This is a genomic window from Oceaniferula spumae (assembly GCF_042849255.1).
Lineage (GTDB): Bacteria > Verrucomicrobiota > Verrucomicrobiia > Verrucomicrobiales > Akkermansiaceae > Oceaniferula > Oceaniferula spumae.
Genome location: NZ_AP026866.1, coordinates 3,211,762 through 3,226,382, shown reverse-complemented (window position 1 = coordinate 3,226,382; position 14,621 = coordinate 3,211,762). Strand labels below are relative to the sequence as shown.

Annotated in this window: 17 protein-coding genes; 9 read left to right on the top strand and 8 right to left on the bottom strand. The window is 53.8% G+C overall.

The window, feature by feature from the left end; translation table 11 throughout:
* Positions 1 to 81: 81 nt before the first annotated feature.
* Positions 82 to 1,023: an LpxL/LpxP family acyltransferase gene (locus ACSPJT_RS13695; RefSeq protein WP_435893123.1), complete on the top strand. Its 942-nt coding sequence runs from the start codon at positions 82 to 84 to the stop codon at positions 1,021 to 1,023.
* 14 nt (positions 1,024 to 1,037) lie between these two features.
* Positions 1,038 to 1,781, top strand: a complete 744-nt coding sequence (locus ACSPJT_RS13690) for a polysaccharide deacetylase family protein (protein ID WP_435893122.1) — start codon at positions 1,038 to 1,040, stop codon at positions 1,779 to 1,781.
* On the opposite strand, the gene ACSPJT_RS13685 is transcribed toward ACSPJT_RS13690, so the two are convergent.
* From ACSPJT_RS13685 to ACSPJT_RS13670, 4 genes are all read right to left on the bottom strand, one after another.
* On the bottom strand, positions 1,744 to 2,427 hold the full coding sequence (locus ACSPJT_RS13685; protein WP_435893121.1) for a class I SAM-dependent methyltransferase: 684 nt from the start codon (positions 2,425 to 2,427) through the stop codon (positions 1,744 to 1,746). The genes ACSPJT_RS13690 and ACSPJT_RS13685 overlap by 38 nt on opposite strands.
* A 2-nt stretch (positions 2,428 to 2,429) precedes the next feature.
* A complete protein-coding gene (locus tag ACSPJT_RS13680) occupies positions 2,430 to 3,188 on the bottom strand; it encodes a glycosyltransferase family 2 protein (protein ID WP_435893120.1) in 759 nt (252 codons plus the stop codon).
* Between the two features lie 85 nt (positions 3,189 to 3,273).
* Positions 3,274 to 4,077: a lysophospholipid acyltransferase family protein gene (locus ACSPJT_RS13675; protein WP_435893119.1), complete on the bottom strand. Its 804-nt coding sequence runs from the start codon at positions 4,075 to 4,077 to the stop codon at positions 3,274 to 3,276.
* Between the two features lie 63 nt (positions 4,078 to 4,140).
* Positions 4,141 to 5,406, bottom strand: coding sequence for an AI-2E family transporter (locus ACSPJT_RS13670; RefSeq protein WP_435893118.1), 1,266 nt, complete (start codon positions 5,404 to 5,406; stop codon positions 4,141 to 4,143).
* 133 nt (positions 5,407 to 5,539) lie between these two features.
* Between ACSPJT_RS13670 and ACSPJT_RS13665 the strand changes: the two genes are divergently transcribed.
* Positions 5,540 to 6,409: a patatin-like phospholipase family protein gene (locus ACSPJT_RS13665; RefSeq protein ID WP_435893117.1), complete on the top strand. Its 870-nt coding sequence runs from the start codon at positions 5,540 to 5,542 to the stop codon at positions 6,407 to 6,409.
* A 12-nt stretch (positions 6,410 to 6,421) separates the two neighbouring features.
* Positions 6,422 to 6,847: a 3-hydroxyacyl-ACP dehydratase FabZ family protein gene (locus tag ACSPJT_RS13660; RefSeq protein ID WP_435893116.1), complete on the top strand. Its 426-nt coding sequence runs from the start codon at positions 6,422 to 6,424 to the stop codon at positions 6,845 to 6,847.
* Here the strand turns inward: ACSPJT_RS13660 and ACSPJT_RS13655 are convergent.
* The gene (locus tag ACSPJT_RS13655) at positions 6,844 to 7,344 is read right to left on the bottom strand and encodes a hypothetical protein (protein WP_435893115.1); all 501 of its coding nucleotides are present in this window, start codon (positions 7,342 to 7,344) and stop codon (positions 6,844 to 6,846) included. The two genes, ACSPJT_RS13660 and ACSPJT_RS13655, sit on opposite strands and share 4 nt — an antisense overlap.
* A 57-nt stretch (positions 7,345 to 7,401) precedes the next feature.
* A complete protein-coding gene (locus ACSPJT_RS13650) occupies positions 7,402 to 8,619 on the bottom strand; it encodes an AMP-binding protein (protein WP_435893114.1) in 1,218 nt (405 codons plus the stop codon).
* An 87-nt stretch (positions 8,620 to 8,706) separates the two neighbouring features.
* Between ACSPJT_RS13650 and ACSPJT_RS13645 the strand changes: the two genes are divergently transcribed.
* The 5 genes from ACSPJT_RS13645 to ACSPJT_RS13625 are packed head-to-tail and all read left to right on the top strand — an operon-like array spanning position 8,707 to position 13,087.
* Positions 8,707 to 9,951, top strand: a complete 1,245-nt coding sequence (locus tag ACSPJT_RS13645; RefSeq protein WP_435893113.1) for a beta-ketoacyl-[acyl-carrier-protein] synthase family protein — start codon at positions 8,707 to 8,709, stop codon at positions 9,949 to 9,951.
* A 4-nt stretch (positions 9,952 to 9,955) separates the two neighbouring features.
* Complete coding sequence (locus tag ACSPJT_RS13640) at positions 9,956 to 10,999, top strand: beta-ketoacyl synthase N-terminal-like domain-containing protein (protein ID WP_435893112.1); 1,044 nt, start codon at positions 9,956 to 9,958, stop codon at positions 10,997 to 10,999.
* Between the two features lie 7 nt (positions 11,000 to 11,006).
* A complete protein-coding gene (locus ACSPJT_RS13635) occupies positions 11,007 to 11,744 on the top strand; it encodes an SDR family oxidoreductase (protein ID WP_435893111.1) in 738 nt (245 codons plus the stop codon).
* Between the two features lie 7 nt (positions 11,745 to 11,751).
* A complete protein-coding gene (locus ACSPJT_RS13630) occupies positions 11,752 to 12,030 on the top strand; it encodes an acyl carrier protein (RefSeq protein ID WP_435893110.1) in 279 nt (92 codons plus the stop codon).
* Positions 12,031 to 12,049: 19 nt separating this feature from the next.
* Positions 12,050 to 13,087: a lysylphosphatidylglycerol synthase transmembrane domain-containing protein gene (locus ACSPJT_RS13625; RefSeq protein WP_435893109.1), complete on the top strand. Its 1,038-nt coding sequence runs from the start codon at positions 12,050 to 12,052 to the stop codon at positions 13,085 to 13,087.
* Here the strand turns inward: ACSPJT_RS13625 and ACSPJT_RS13620 are convergent.
* Both ACSPJT_RS13620 and ACSPJT_RS13615 read right to left on the bottom strand, forming a co-directional pair.
* Positions 13,084 to 14,340 (bottom strand): FAD-dependent oxidoreductase, encoded by a 1,257-nt coding sequence (locus ACSPJT_RS13620; RefSeq protein WP_435893108.1) that lies wholly within the window; start codon positions 14,338 to 14,340, stop codon positions 13,084 to 13,086. The genes ACSPJT_RS13625 and ACSPJT_RS13620 overlap by 4 nt on opposite strands.
* The gene (locus tag ACSPJT_RS13615) at positions 14,327 to 14,584 is read right to left on the bottom strand and encodes a phosphopantetheine-binding protein (protein WP_435893107.1); all 258 of its coding nucleotides are present in this window, start codon (positions 14,582 to 14,584) and stop codon (positions 14,327 to 14,329) included. The genes ACSPJT_RS13620 and ACSPJT_RS13615 overlap by 14 nt, the downstream gene beginning before the upstream one ends.
* Between the last annotated feature and the right edge of the window lie 37 nt (positions 14,585 to 14,621).

Here is a 14,621-nt window from a genome sequence, read left to right as displayed (position 1 = left end):
TCTCTCGAAGTTTTCCCTATACGAGTGGGCGTCGTCAGCGCGTGAAGGTAACGCGGTAACGCGCTGTATGAATACGATGTTATGGCTGTAAATCAAGGCACTAATTATTCCCGTCTCGGGCTGTTTGGAGATATGCCCACTCGGATGATGATCTACGTGATCAAGGCCTTTCCCAATATGCCTCATTTCATTGAGGGCGCGCTGCTTTACTTCTTCAGCTTTGTCGTCTTCGTCCTGGCCAGACCTCAACGCGAGGCGATCAGGGCTAATTTGAAAATTATCCACCGTGATCTGGCGTTCTGTGAGGGGTATGTGGGAGCCTACATGGTATTTGTTAATTTCGGTTGGAACTACATCGACAGCTTACGGGTGAAACACGGCCAGAACGTGGTGACCTGGGACATGCAAGGCGAAGACACCCTCGACGAAATCCGCAACAGCGGTGAGGCGGCCATCATTTTCACCACGCACACCGGCAACTATGATTTGGCAGCGTCTCTGTTCGCAGCGGAATTTGAGCGCGTGCTCCACACCGTGAGAATGCCCGAACGCTCACCAGAGCTTCAGAAAATCAGGGAAAAAGAACTCGCTGATGCCACTGCTAACAATTCCCATTTTCGCGTTCATTACAACAAACAGGATAATCTTCTGGGCATCGAACTCGCCCGCTTGCTAACCGAAGGCGAACTGCTGGCGATCCAATGTGATCGCGTAGTAGGCCAAGTCGTAGAGCTCAAAGTCCCGCTCAACTCAGGTGACACATGGTTCCGCGTTCCCAAGGGTCCGATGACCTTGGCATGCTTCTCACGCTGCCCTTGTTATCCTCTTTATGTCATCAGGGAGCGCCGAAGGCATTACCGGGTTATTTTCGAACCTTCACTTGAAGTCTCTCCCGAGGGTAGCACCAGAAAACCCCGTGAAATCGATTACGCCAATGCCTGGGTGCAGCGATTGATGCGATTCCTCGACCAGCATTCATCTCAGTGGTTTGTCTTTGAAGAAGCCTTCGTCAAGAAATCATGATTGCTGCGAACATCGTGAGATTGGCACTAATGGTCGTGCTCTACTTGGCCGGCATCGGCTTGATGCTCAGTGGGCATTTTTGGCTCGGTACAGGGCTGCATGTGCTGCTCGTCACACCCATCCTCTGGGGAACGCTGAACCCTAACTCCAGTCTATTCGGAGCTCTGCAGAGAACAGTGCCATCTAACAAAATCTGGCTAACATTAGACGATGGGCCAGACCCAGTTGATACACCCGCCGTTCTGGAGCTTCTGCGAGAGCGTGGTGTGAAGGCGACTTTTTTCGTGATTGGAGAAAAGGCCGACCAACACCCGGACTTGATCCGACAAATCGTGGCGGAGGGTCACCAACTGGCCAACCACACCCACAGTCATCCCCAAGGCACATTCTGGTGTCTCGGACCAGTGCGCACCTTTCGTGAAATCAGTCGGTGTCAAAGCTCCATAAAAACCATCACCGGCAATGCTCCTACCATTTTTCGCGCCCCGGTAGGCCATCACAATATTTTTGTTCATCCAGTGCTCCGGCGCTTCGGCATGCGACTGGTTGGCTGGACTTCGCGAGGGCTGGATGGTGTTTCAACCGATCTTGAGGACATTGTGGAGCGGCTGCACAAGACCATGGCTCCCGGCACCATCGTGCTTGCTCATGAATCGACACCCGTAGCCCGTGAGGTTGTAGAGGCCATCCTCGATCGCGCTTCAGATAAGGGCTGGAAGTTTATTGACCCGCTTCAGCCGACTGAGGCTGGCGAGTAGCCACGATGAGGTAGTTATTAAATGGCGTCTTTCCCCAGAAGGGGCGGATTTCCACCTCGAAGCCACCACTCTCTAACTGCTCACGGAAAAATTGTGCGGTTGGATAATGCGTGGGAGCCGCCTTCATCCAGAAGGTGCCTTTAGCGATCAAGTCACCAATCCAAGTGATGAAAAACCTGACACTCTTCTCCTTCAAACCACTTCGGATGATAAATTTGCCACCGGGTTTGACCTTTGAGCCTGCGACACGAAGCAGCTTCTTTTGTTCCTCAGGTGTGAAGAATTGGAGAATATCCAGAATGGTCACATTCCCAGAATGTTCAGGAAGCTCTGTGCGAGCGTCACCTTGGGCGAGCGATATCCGCTCGTAGCCACCACGCTTGATGATTTCCAAGCCTTGCTCGATCTTCTCGTCATCATAATCGAAACCGGAAACTTCAGCATCCCAGCCATTCTCGCGAAGATAAAGACCGAGGATACCAATGCCGCAGCCAACATCCAACAAAGGTCGCTCGCTGCTCTTCAACTCAGCCAGCACTCCTCCATAGAGAGGATCTGACAGTAGCTTCGCCTTGGTATAGAAACGCAAACCACGGTCGGCACAGAGTGCTGAAATTTTCCGCGCGATACTTACTCGGTCAGTCATGATTACAATTTAATACCTTTCAGTGGGTTGCCTCCCTTAAGAATACGAACGAACAAAAATGGCGATCTGATAATCGCCCCGATGAGGAGCCGGAAATACATCCATGTGAGCAGGGTGTTGTCTCTAAGGTATCTGAACTGGCTCACGCCACCTTCTTCCTCGGTGAGATATTTCACGGGAGTGGGAAGATTCAATAAGGGGGTGCCCCGCCAGCACATGCGAATCACGACTTCAGGATCGAAATCGAATCGCCTGGCAAACAGCGTCGAGGCAAATGCCTTTTTCAACGGCACCAGCGGATAGAGTCGCATGCCAAACAAGGAATCCTTGATCCCCCACCAGCCGGTGACAAAGTTGGCCCACCAGTTAGAAACCTTTCTTCCATTGACGCGCAATGCCGGTGCCGAGGCATCAAAGACAGGCTGACCGAGCACTAACGCCTCTGGGTATTTTTCCCCCGCGGCCATGTAGTGAGCGATGTAATCCGCCGGGTGTTGGCCATCCGCATCCATAGCCAGTGCGTGGGTGAACCCCTCCTCGAGAGCTAGTTCCAGCCCCTTCAGAACTGCTGAGCCTTTGCCTTGATTCTCTGGAAGTCGATGCACACGCAGCCGTTGATCTGGGCCAGCTGCGACTTTTTCCAAGTCATCCGCGCTTCCGTCTGTGCTGCCGTCGACGATGACAAACACATCTTGCCAAACTGCCAGCGCCCCTCGTACCGTCTTCTCTAACAAAGGTCCGGTATTATAGGACGGGATCATGACACAGGCTCTCATAAATTAGTGGGGCGCACTGTTCATGGCCTCTCGCGGCATCATATGGCAACCAATAAACGCATCAATGTGATTATCTTGGAAAACGATGGCGCAGTTCCTCGCGGAAATACTTTTCCAATCGTGTGGAATACTCATGGGTATTTTCCGCTACCTCCGGATGTTGCAGATCCCCCACCTCTGCGGTCACCACAATCGGCATGGGGGGCATTTTCCAAGCAGGCCAGCCCTTTTGCAAAAAGGGTGAGTTCATCTGGAGAAACACCGGGAGGATGGGACATTTGGCACTTTTGGAAAGCAGAGCGAGACCCGGGCGGAACTGGTTGACTCGCTTACTCTCGTCACGCGTGCGCGTGCCTTCTGGGAAAAGCAGCAACCGTCCACCGGCATTGAGGTAGCCGACAGCGGTGCGCACCATATCGAGCTTGGGACGATTCGGTACAAACCCGGCGAAGCGCGATCCACCTAACAAGATCGGGTTATTGGTAATCTCAGCTTTCATGATGCAGCTGACGGTAACGAATTTCCTGATCAATAGCGGAGCATCCCAAAGAGAAGGGTGGTTACTGGCGACGATCAATGGTCCGTCAGTCTGACTCACGGCATCGAGTGCCTCGTCCTCAATTTTCACCACTCCCAGCCAAACAAGTCCATTGAAGAAGCCACGGAACAGGCAGCCCAATGTCCGGTGCCCCAGATTCCGGTGAGCGGCTCGGGACATAAAAGGGGCTGTGACCGCACTGAAAATGTAGAGAAATGCCGCCCCTATCAGCCAAAAAGCCAAGGAATAAACCGCCCCACAGGCAAAGATCACCGTGCCGACCACACCACCGTAGCGGGTTTGATCGGAAACTTCGGAGATGTGCGTTGCCTTCATTTCGGGGAAATTATCATACCCGACGGGTCAGGGACGATCCTTTTTTAATTCACGCAACCAAACTTATGAGGACGAGATAATGCGTTCCACTCGCTGAAAGCTGGGAAACTTGGAGCAGATAATTCTGCAAACCATCAGAATGGGCAAGCCGATCAGCATACCCGGAATCCCCCACAGTGCAGCCCAACAGAGAACCCAAACAAACACAATGATCGGGTTCACGATGAAACTCTTACCCAGCACCGCTGGAGTGATGAAATTGCCCTCCATCACGGTGATGGCATAATAGACCGCCGGAATCATGATGATCGTCAGAGTGGAGTCAAAATTCGTCGCAGCCACGATGAAGACTATCGCCGCGCCACAAAGAGCCCCGATGTAGGGTATGTAGTTCAGGATCGCAGCCATCACCCCCCAGAGCAGTGGGTTGGGCATACCTAACAGCCACATCGCCGTACCGGTAACCAATCCCAGCACCATGTTAATCAGGGTGATGGTAAACATGTAACGTGAAATTTCATTGGTCAGCTCATCCATGAGCGCGGCCGTGACATCGACCTCGGTGATCCGCTCGATCATTTTATCCCCGTAGGCGAGCAGGAAAAATACCAACGTCATGGTGATCACCAGATGATAGACGACGTCTTTGGCCGTTTGATACAGATCCTCCATCGGGCTCTTACTGAGCTTGACCTCCACGGGTACGGTTTCAGAGGTGCTTGCCGGTAAAGTCCCCATTTCCTCGCCATTCATCACCAGTTTTTTAGTGGGTTCGGGCGGGCTTTTCTTCTTTGATGATTTTTGAGATTTAGGGGAACCTTTCTTTTCCGCATCCTCCTTATCCTCATCGAGCTCGTCAGTGCCATCACCCTCTACTACTTCGGGCGTGGTGATTTTTCCGACCTCAGTGGCCACCTGACTCACCTCTGCCTGGATTTTGGAAATAGGCTGGAAAACATTCTTGAGCCGCGTTTTGACGATCTCATTGCGCAGTTCGTCGGTGTATTCGATCGCTGGAGCCGACAGATAATAGATACCCGTGGTCACGCCGCTGACAACGCCGAGCATAATGAACGCTGCCGCAAGCGGAGCTGGAATCTTGATCCATTGGCACAGCACCCGATGAATCGGCTTCAGCACCAAGGTGAGCAACAGCGCAAGAATCACAGGCAGCAGAACCGGACGAATGAAATACAAGGTATAAGCACCGGCCAGCAGCAGAATACCAAACTGGACCGAACTCATCAACGTCACGCGCGACCGGAGTGCGGCCAGAGTGCTCTCCTGGTTATCCTCCGGTTTCGGTGTTGTGGGTTCCTTGTCGCTCATCGCTGAAGATAGTGTGCTTCGATTTTGTCTTTCTGCCAAGCCTGATGGCACTTGTGTTGATTTTGCTGTTGTGACTCTTCTCTCGCACTGCTTCCCTAATCACAGTCGGCAACGCCGCCTGCTCTACTCACCCATGCCTCCTCATATCAACGAACAACCTTCAACGGTCGGCTCTCTCAATGAGGCCAAGGTAGCGGTGGCTTTGGAGTCCTCATTCCTCGGTTTTTTTGCGCATGCCGGCTTCATCAACTCATTGTTAGATTCAGGAATCCGCCCGCTGAAAGTGTCCGGATCCTCATCTGGGGCACTGGTCGCATCCGCCTACGCGAGCGGTCTTGAGCATGAGGCGTTGAAGGAATTCGTCTTGGATCGAAAACTCCAGAGAGCTTTTCGGGAGTGGCGCATTCTGCTGCGTGGACCTGCGGTCTTTGGGGCCTATCTCGGGCACGGCATCATTGCAGGCCATCGCGCAGTGGCTCACCTGCGCCGGACATTGCCTGTTGATCGCATTGAAAAAACTCGGAACGCCCATCTCGGCATCGGCGTGACCAATGTCACCCGCCAAGAGCGCCAACTCATTCACGAAGGCGATCTCGCGTCCTTCATTGTGGCCTCCTGCGCTGCGGCTCCGATCATCAGTTCACAAGAAATCGATGGGGAATACTACCTCGATGGTGGATTCACCGATGGCGCTCCTTTCGAGCAATGGATTCATGATGATGAAATCGATATCATCATCATCCACCGGATCATCTGCAATCCGCCTCGCGTTAAAAAGTGGTCCCGATTCACCAATTTCATCTCATGCTGGAGCGCTCTGCACAATGTTGTGACCAACGAACTCAACCAAGTCCGCAGGGAGAAGGCTGAGGCTGCGGGGAAAAAAGTCATCGTTCACGAAACCGCTACCCGATCCCCCGGGCTGATCGTTTCCAAGCAACACTCCATCGACAATTATCAAACTGCATATGATACTTGGAAGAACTCACCGTCCATCACCTAACCATATCTGATCATGTCTCATCAACAAGAACTAGACCTCCTGCCACACGGCCCGTCCTTCCGTTTCATTCAAAATGTCACTGACCTCGAGCCCGGCGTTGGAGCCACAGGCACCTACCAGATTTCCGGCGATGAAGCCTTTCTCGAAGGCCATTTTCCTAACAATCCGATGTGGCCGGGTGTAATCATGATCGAAGCCATCGCCCAGCTCGGTGGCGTGGCAGCGCAGTCGGATCCAGAGCAACCTAGGCTGAACGACATGCGACTGACCTCCGTCAAAAACGCGAAAATCCTCGGAACCGCAACTCCGGGGCAAACGCTCGTCGTCGAAGTGAAAGTGGAAGGCCGTCTAGGCACATTGATCCAAATTTCCGGCAAAGTGACCGTTGAAAATGGAGACCAGATCGCCAGCGGCATCGTGATGCTGAGCGGGTCTTAGCCGCCAATCAACTCTCTCAATTTTTGTTCGGCTCCCTTAACACCGCCCTCGGGCCAAGTAAGACTCCAATGAATCGTGGTATCACTCGCTTGTCTTGTGACACTATCCGGCACCGTGCTTGCAATCCAGTCTTTCGCTTCTTTAGAAATGCTCTGCTCTTGGTATAAATACAAAGATAAAATCCATGAGGAGCCATCGAGATCCGTGACAGTTCGCACCTCAAACCTTGCGAGATTGTCGAGAGGCACAACGATAAGTTTGTTGTTCCGAAACAGGCTCCCCGAGTAAAGTTCGAGCACATTGTCATTCACGCTCACAAGGGTCTTGGGATGCAACAACAAGTTCAACCCCACAGCTGCCCCCAGTCCGAATACGAATGCCAATAGTAGAAAACCAAGAGAATTTCCTGACTGATAGAATGACACCAGCGTCACAATGGAGCACGGAATGGCAAAGAAGTATCCAATCAATTTCCCAGACCGAAGCTCATTGCACATGATTAGCAGTTTTGGTGTGTGAACGGATCATTCAGAACTCATAAAAACCTACCCCCTCTAGTCCGGAAGCAACTCCCAATGACGCGGCATTTCCCAGCTGTCGAGGATTTCGGCGGCGTGATGTTTGAGTGCTTTGAGATCGCATTCGGGCTCTAACTGAACAGCGACTTTCACTTCCTCGAAGCGTTCGAAATCGCGGCTGCGTTGGCTGGTTACTTTCGCATTCGTCACACCTGTTAGAGACAGACAGGCGCGCTCGATTTTCGCGGGACTGACTTTGCGTCCAGCTACGTTGATGGCCTCACCTGTGTGAGTGTGCCAGTGGAGTTCGTTGCCGCGAACTTCTCCGATGTCCATGGTGCGGTAGTATGGCTCGGTAAATTCATCGGGCGTGAGAAGGCGGTCGGCAAAACGTGCGGTGGCGTCGGTCTTTACGTATATGCGCTGGTCGGCATCAGTTTTCACATCGATCCCTGGCAAGATGGTGCCGAGCAGAGATGTTTCAGTTCGAGGTTCATTGGTAAAATCGCAGGTGACGGCTCCCGTTTCTCCGGTGCCGTAGAAGTTGTGGACCTTCAATCCGGTGTCGTTCCAAATGCCTTGCTCCAGCTCCAGCGATAGTGGTGCCCCGGCCGAAACGGCGATGCGGATAGACGGGTGATGGAGAATTTTTGTCAGCCACCATGTTTTCCAAAGCGCGGGGACTCCGGGGAGAAAGAAGGATTTTTCCGGTCCACGATCGAGTCCTTGCTGAACAAACATTGGCAGCGGACCGGAAAGCACATCGAGCGGGATACCGGCAAGAAGCAAGGGCAGAACCAGACAACCGAAGCCGTAGGAATGCGCGAGTGAGATGGCTCCGAGGCTTCGACAATCGGAAGTCATGCCGAGTGATTCCAGCGCGTGGATGTTGCGCATGCCCTCGGCCAATAGACGGGTTTCACCATAGAACAGACTGCGCTCTATTCCGGAAGCTCCGCAGGACTGCTTGATCAGGGCGATGTCATTGGGCAGGTCGGTGTGGATTTCCATCGGCACCTGCTTTTTTTGCTCCTGAATGAGAACGGGGCGGCGCTTGGCCCAAGCTGCGAGTACGGTGGGGATGAAAAGCGGATCATCGCCATTGGCCACGATGGGACCTGATTCGGGCAGGACTATTTTCTGAGCCTCTTGATCGAGCTGATCGAAGGTCCAACCATCCGCTAGGTCAGGGTGTCTGAGCGCAAGATCGTGTCTGCGTTTATCGAGAATCCCCGTCCATCTTTCGTACAACATTTGACACTGAGCTAGCATGTTCGATATAACTTGCCAAGAGCAGGTAAAGAATCTCTCCTGACTCACACCCACATTTTCACCGACCGCATGTCCTCACCCTCCGCCGAAGCTTCTTCCTCCAACCGAGTTTTCATCACCGGCATGGGCATGATTTCCCCTCTGGGCCATGATCGGGAGACTCATATAAAATCCCTCAAGGAAGGAAAAAACCACTTCAGCGAGGTGAAACTCTTTGATTGCAGTCGGCAACGGGTCAAGACCGCCGGTATGATCAATCTCGACGACTGCTCGGATCATCACCAACTCAGCGAGAAGGAAATGAAACGGCTCGATCGTGGTGGCAAAATCCTGATGCATGCCACTGGTGAGGCATTGCGTGATGCTGGCCTGAGCGAGGTGCCTGAAGGCATCCCATTTGTCGTCGGCACATCCGCTGGAGCCATGCCGCTCGGCGAACACTACTACCGCCAGGCAAACACCTTGCCACTGAACCGACGCGGCCAGTTTTCTCGGGTAGAGCACTACCAGCCCCAGCGGTCTGCTGCCACTGTCCAGCGTGGACTTGGGTTCCGCGGCCACACTCAGATCATTTCCAATGCCTGCGCGTCAGGGGCCAATGCCATCGGTCACGCCTATCAACTCATCAAGTCCGGTAAAAAACAGATCGCACTCGCAGGGGGCTATGATGCTCTCTCGGAAATGGTGTTCACCGGCTTCGGCTCCTTGCAGGCACTCTGCCAGTCTGGCATCCCCCGCCCGTTCGACGCTGACCGAGACGGCCTCGCCATTGGTGAGGCTGCAGCCATGATGGTGTTAGAATCTGAGGAATCAATGCTCGCACGTGGCGCGACACCTATCGCTGAAGTCTGTGGCTACGGCATGGCGACAGATCTGCATCACCTGACCCAACCTCACCCTGAGGGAAATGCGGCGATCAGCTCCATGGGGCAGGCTTGTCGCGACGGCAATATCCAGCCTTCGGAAATCCAGTATATCAACTCCCACGGCACCGGCACACCACTCAATGATGTCGCCGAGGCCAATGCCATCTGCCATTGGGCTGGCGATCATGCCAAGAACATCATGGTCAGTTCAACCAAGTCCGCCATGGGTCACTCACTTGGCGGCGCTGGTGCGATCGAGTCGGCCATCTGCCTGCTCGCTCTGGAAAGCCAATCCGTGCCAGCCAGCCTGAACATCCGCACTCCCGATCCCGCTTGTAAATTCGATCTGGTGACTGAACCACGCGAAGCGAAGCTCGATACGGTGCTGACGAATTCCTTTGGTTTCGGAGGTTGTAACGCCACTCTGATTTTCCGCAGAAAAACCTAACACCTTGCCCATCATCGACACTCCCGTGCAATCTCCGCTTTTCATCCACGGCTACGGCAGCGTTTCCGCCGCCGGACTTGATGCTGCATCGCTCTATCAGGCATGTACCGACCAAGTGACCATTCCATTCACACAGTTGGAACGCAAGGTGGAGGATCAGACCGTCAGCTACGATATCCGCCCCGTGGACCAGCTGGCACTGCGAGGAGCGATGCCAAAGCACCCACGGCTTAGACGCGCCAGCGGGGTTAGTAAATTTGCCATCACCGCAGCGGTCGAAGCGCTCGGTGAGGATCGCATCAAGAAGATTCAAAACCACGAGTTCAGGCTCGGAATTGTGGTCTCGTTCATCAACGGATGCGTCAACTACTCCAATCGATTCTACACCGAGGCTCTGAACGATCCGGCCCTCGCGAGTCCCATTATTTTCCCCGAAACCGTTTTCAATGCACCTGCCAGTCATGTGGCTGCCTATCTCGGATGTGACGGCCCTGCTTACACTCTGTTAGGAGATTCCTCTGCGTGGTTCTCCGCCATCGACGTCGCACGCGGTTGGCTCGACACCGACCAAGTCGACGGATGTCTGATCCTCTGCGCTGAAGAAATCGATTGGTTAAGCTGCGAGGGACTTTCCTATTACTCGCGCGACTTGAAAGCCACCGAAGGAGCTGCGGCGTTGTATGTTGAAAATAAGCCGTCGGACATTCAACTGGAGTCACTGCTGGGGCCATTCGACTACACATCGCGAGATGAAAAACGCGAAGCTATCAAATCAGCATGGGCGATTGAAAAAGACGCCGACACCGATCTGTTAGTCGATGGCATGACTGGCATTTCCAAACTGGACCGAGATGAAAACGAAGCCACCAGCGGCTGGTCCGGCAGACGCATTAGCCCACTGGCCACTCTCGGCAGCGGCATGGGAGCCAACTGCGGATTTCAAACTGTGGTGGCACTTGAAGCCTTGAAAAATGGTCATGATGCCGCTGTTGTCTTTGCCACCGGCGGCAATCAACACGCCTACGCCGCCAGATTCAAAAACAGCTAACAGACACATGGAAAAACCCGCACTCTGCATTCTCATCACCGGCGCCAATGGAGGCCTCGGACTTGGCATCGCCCGTTATTTCCTGACTAAAGACGACAGCTGTTTCGTCTACCTCGGGGTTCGCTCAAATCGCGACCAGGCCGATGCTTTGATCGCAGAATTCCCCGAGAGGTCTGCAGCTGTTACGCTCGACGTCACCAGTGAAGCCGATTGGAAAACCGCCATCGAGTCCATCAATTCCGACGAACGAAAAGTCTCCGTGCTCGTAAATAACGCCGGCCACCACGATGACCATCTGCTCGCTACCATGCCAAAAGAGTCGTGGCACAGTGTCATCGATTCCAATCTCAACGCCGCTTTCCTCGGCTCCCAAGCGGTCATCCGCGGCATGATGGAGAAGCGCTTCGGTCGTATCATCAACATCTCCTCACTCAGCGCGCTGATGGCACCGCTCGGGCAGACAAACTATTCCGCCGCCAAGGCCGGTATGGTTGCGATGACCCAGAGTCTCGCCAAAGAAGTCGCCCGCATGGGCATCACGGTGAACTGCATTTGCCCTGGTTATGTCGAAACCAACGCTCTCGATGACATGGATCCCGAGAAGGCCAAGGCGATCAAAAAGAGCATTCCCATGCGCCGTTTCGCCCGGCCCGAAGAGATTGCCAGTGCCGTTTTTTTCCTTGCAAACCCGGAAGCCAGCTATATCACCGGGGCCCCGCTGAAAATCGATGGCGGCATCTTTTAATACCGTTATGTCTGATACCTCCGCTCTCAACCAACAGATCAAAGACGTCCTCGTGGATGAGCTCATGCTCGATGTCACCAGTGATGAAATCGGCGATGAAACTCCTCTCATGGGACCGGACAGCCTCGGCCTCGACTCTGTGGACGCGCTGCAACTGGTGGTTGCGATTGAAAAACATTTCGGTCTGAAAATTTCCGACGCAGAAGCCGCCAAGGACGTTCTCAAATCCGTCAAGACCATCGCCAACGCGATCAATGGCTCGGATACTGCTCCAGCTAAAGCCTAGGGTATCCCCACACTAAGTGATGTCTGAAGAGCCGTCACTGGAGCTTGATCGCCCGAAAAAAAAGATCGGGCCTAAAAGCATCGCGCTCTTTCTGCTGAAACTCATCGGCACCTCTGTCTTTCTTTACTGGGCGTTCAGTCAAGTAGAGGACAAAGCCGCACTGGGTGAAAATTTCCGCCTCGCCCTCTCCTCACCATTCTGGCTGAGCACCGGGCTCACTCTCGCTGGCATCACGGTGCTGGCATCTGCGTTGCGATGGTATGTGCTGCTGCGTGCCCAATCGATCGATGTCAGCTTTTCCTACATTGGAAAACTCACCCTCATCGCCGCGCTGTTCAACGTCGCCTCTTTCGGCACTGCCGCAGGTGATGCGATGAAAATGATCAGCGTGATGCGCCGCTTTCCTGACAAGAAGGTGGTGATCACCATGACCGTCATGGTCGATCACTTGGTGGGATTTGTTTCCGGCGGCATGATCTTCCTCATCTTCGCCTGGTGCTTCGGCACTGTGCAGGCCACTGAAAACTTCGGAGTCCGTCAGGCATTTATCGCCACCACCATCTTCCAAGGCGTCGGCTTGTTATTCATCTTCGGCATGTTCGCCATCAGCTCTGACAACGTGCTGGTGAGCTTCAGAGCCAAACTGCCACGGATGGCGACGAACAAACATATCGAGTCGATCACATCGTCGCTGAATATTTTCAGATCCAACTGGAAAGCGGGTGCCATTTCCTTGGCCGCCTCGTTCGCTCTCTCTGCCACCTATTTCCTCGCATTCTATGCGGCCTTGAGAACCATCGGCGAACAAGTTGCGGCCAGCACCATCTTCACGGTCATGCCCATCGTTGATGTCGTCAGCGCGCTGCCCATCAGCATTTCCGGGCTTGGGGTTCGCGAACGCGCATTTGATTTCCTCATCAGTGAACTGGCGGGCATTGATACCAGCTCGGCAGTATCGGCCTCCCTGATCGGTTTCCTCTTCCATGTCTTCTGGGGACTGGTCGGGGGCGTTTATCTCGTCTTCGAGCGCTCCGCCTTCTCAAAAAAGGAAGTCTAAGAAAATCCCAGTTGTTCACGGATCTTCTGCGCTTGCAGCCCGACATCGGTCACTCCTTCTGCATAGAGCGTGGCCGCAATTCCAGCCGCTTGCCCGGTGGCAAAACAAGTTCCCATCACCCGTACCGAGGCCAAGGCCTCATGGCTGGCCGAGAGACAGCGACCTGCAAAATAGACACCCGGAACCTCCTCACTGACCAACGACCTCAGGGGGATGTTAGAAGGTTTGTTTTCTGCAAAATAGCGAAACTTGGGACCACGGGCATCCTCTCGTAGTTCGATCGGCCAAGTCGCACGGGCCACCGTATCAGTGAAGTCCACTCCATCGATCAATTCCCGCTCGCTGAGTTCATGTTGTCCTAACCAGCGAAAAGACTCACGCACTCCCAGTGAGGGTGCAAACACCGGATCGGTGGCGTCTTTGAAAAAATCATATCTGACGCGCAGGAAATCACAGAGTTTGCGACTCAATTTTTCACCCACGGCTTTTGCTTCCGCTTTTGACCGCTCGTCCGTCGGGTCCCACTGACCACCGTCGAGATCGATACTGACAAAATACTCACCCCGCTGTGGGGATTCGCGGATCGTGGCTCCAAGGATTTCCTCAGGCAGAGTGCCATCCTTCACCGCATGCACCAGGTCCAGAGCTAAGCGCATGCGAAAACGATCGTCTGCCGCCTCGTCACCGACTTGATTGATAGAAAAAATCATCGCCGGCCGCTGTAATTGATTGGACTCCACCTTGACTCGCGTAGCCCCTAAAAACCCAGCCACCACCGCATCCGCTGAACAATCGACCACACTACGACACCGGATCACCCCGTCGCCAAGTGCCACAGAAAAACCTTCCTCGTCTCGCGTGATACCTTTGCAAGCACAGTCCAGCATCACATCCACTCCTGCTTCAGCTGTCAGTTTTTTCGCGATGCGGTCATACACATCCGGTTGCTGCGGCAGCACATAGACGCGCCCCATTTTTACCGGCGTGCTCTGGTTGGTATGGCTACGCATCAAACCCTCGATCTCAGTGGGCAGACCTGGATTTGCCAATTCAGGAGGTTGTGAAACATCTGGCATGTAGAGTCCGCAGAAAGTGTGTACAAAGGCGAGACTCCCCATGCCTCCTAGCAGTGGCGATTTCTCTAACAAGACAACATCCGAACCATTCCGCGCTGCCGCTACAGCTGCACAAATACCGGCACTCCCGCCTCCGATGACTACGATGTCTGCCTGCCTGTCGTTACTCGCCGCCATTGCGCTTAGTCTCCACTAGCTGGGCGATGGCTTGCAAGGTCTTAAAATGCTCACGGTCCAGATCCTCGGGCAGCACTTGCACACCGAACTCCTGCTCAAGCCCAAGGATGAGCTGCATCAGAGCCATAGAATCAAGCCCCTCGGCATAGAGATCCGCATCGGCCGCGAAGTTCTCATTGAGCGGAAATAACCGGTCAGAAATCAGAATGCGGATTTCTTCGGTCGTAGGTGTGCTGTCGGACATAGTGATAGGAATTCGTGTGTCATAAAAAACGAGGCTA

Bases quoted from the DNA above. Each gene is read 5' to 3' on its own strand.
- ACSPJT_RS13695 (WP_435893123.1), top strand. From the start codon at position 82: ATGGCTGTAAATCAAGGCACTAATTATTCCCGTCTCGGGCTGTTTGGA.
- ACSPJT_RS13685 (WP_435893121.1), bottom strand. From the start codon at position 2,427: ATGACTGACCGAGTAAGTATCGCGCGGAAAATTTCAGCACTCTGTGCC.
- ACSPJT_RS13680 (WP_435893120.1), bottom strand. From the start codon at position 3,188: ATGATCCCGTCCTATAATACCGGACCTTTGTTAGAGAAGACGGTACGA.
- ACSPJT_RS13675 (WP_435893119.1), bottom strand. From the start codon at position 4,077: ATGAAGGCAACGCACATCTCCGAAGTTTCCGATCAAACCCGCTACGGT.
- ACSPJT_RS13670 (WP_435893118.1), bottom strand. From the start codon at position 5,406: ATGAGCGACAAGGAACCCACAACACCGAAACCGGAGGATAACCAGGAG.
- ACSPJT_RS13665 (WP_435893117.1), top strand. From the start codon at position 5,540: ATGCCTCCTCATATCAACGAACAACCTTCAACGGTCGGCTCTCTCAAT.
- ACSPJT_RS13660 (WP_435893116.1), top strand. From the start codon at position 6,422: ATGTCTCATCAACAAGAACTAGACCTCCTGCCACACGGCCCGTCCTTC.
- ACSPJT_RS13655 (WP_435893115.1), bottom strand. From the start codon at position 7,344: ATGTGCAATGAGCTTCGGTCTGGGAAATTGATTGGATACTTCTTTGCC.
- ACSPJT_RS13650 (WP_435893114.1), bottom strand. From the start codon at position 8,619: ATGTTGTACGAAAGATGGACGGGGATTCTCGATAAACGCAGACACGAT.
- ACSPJT_RS13645 (WP_435893113.1), top strand. From the start codon at position 8,707: ATGTCCTCACCCTCCGCCGAAGCTTCTTCCTCCAACCGAGTTTTCATC.
- ACSPJT_RS13635 (WP_435893111.1), top strand. From the start codon at position 11,007: ATGGAAAAACCCGCACTCTGCATTCTCATCACCGGCGCCAATGGAGGC.
- ACSPJT_RS13630 (WP_435893110.1), top strand. From the start codon at position 11,752: ATGTCTGATACCTCCGCTCTCAACCAACAGATCAAAGACGTCCTCGTG.
- ACSPJT_RS13625 (WP_435893109.1), top strand. From the start codon at position 12,050: ATGTCTGAAGAGCCGTCACTGGAGCTTGATCGCCCGAAAAAAAAGATC.
- ACSPJT_RS13620 (WP_435893108.1), bottom strand. From the start codon at position 14,340: ATGGCGGCGAGTAACGACAGGCAGGCAGACATCGTAGTCATCGGAGGC.
- ACSPJT_RS13615 (WP_435893107.1), bottom strand. From the start codon at position 14,584: ATGTCCGACAGCACACCTACGACCGAAGAAATCCGCATTCTGATTTCT.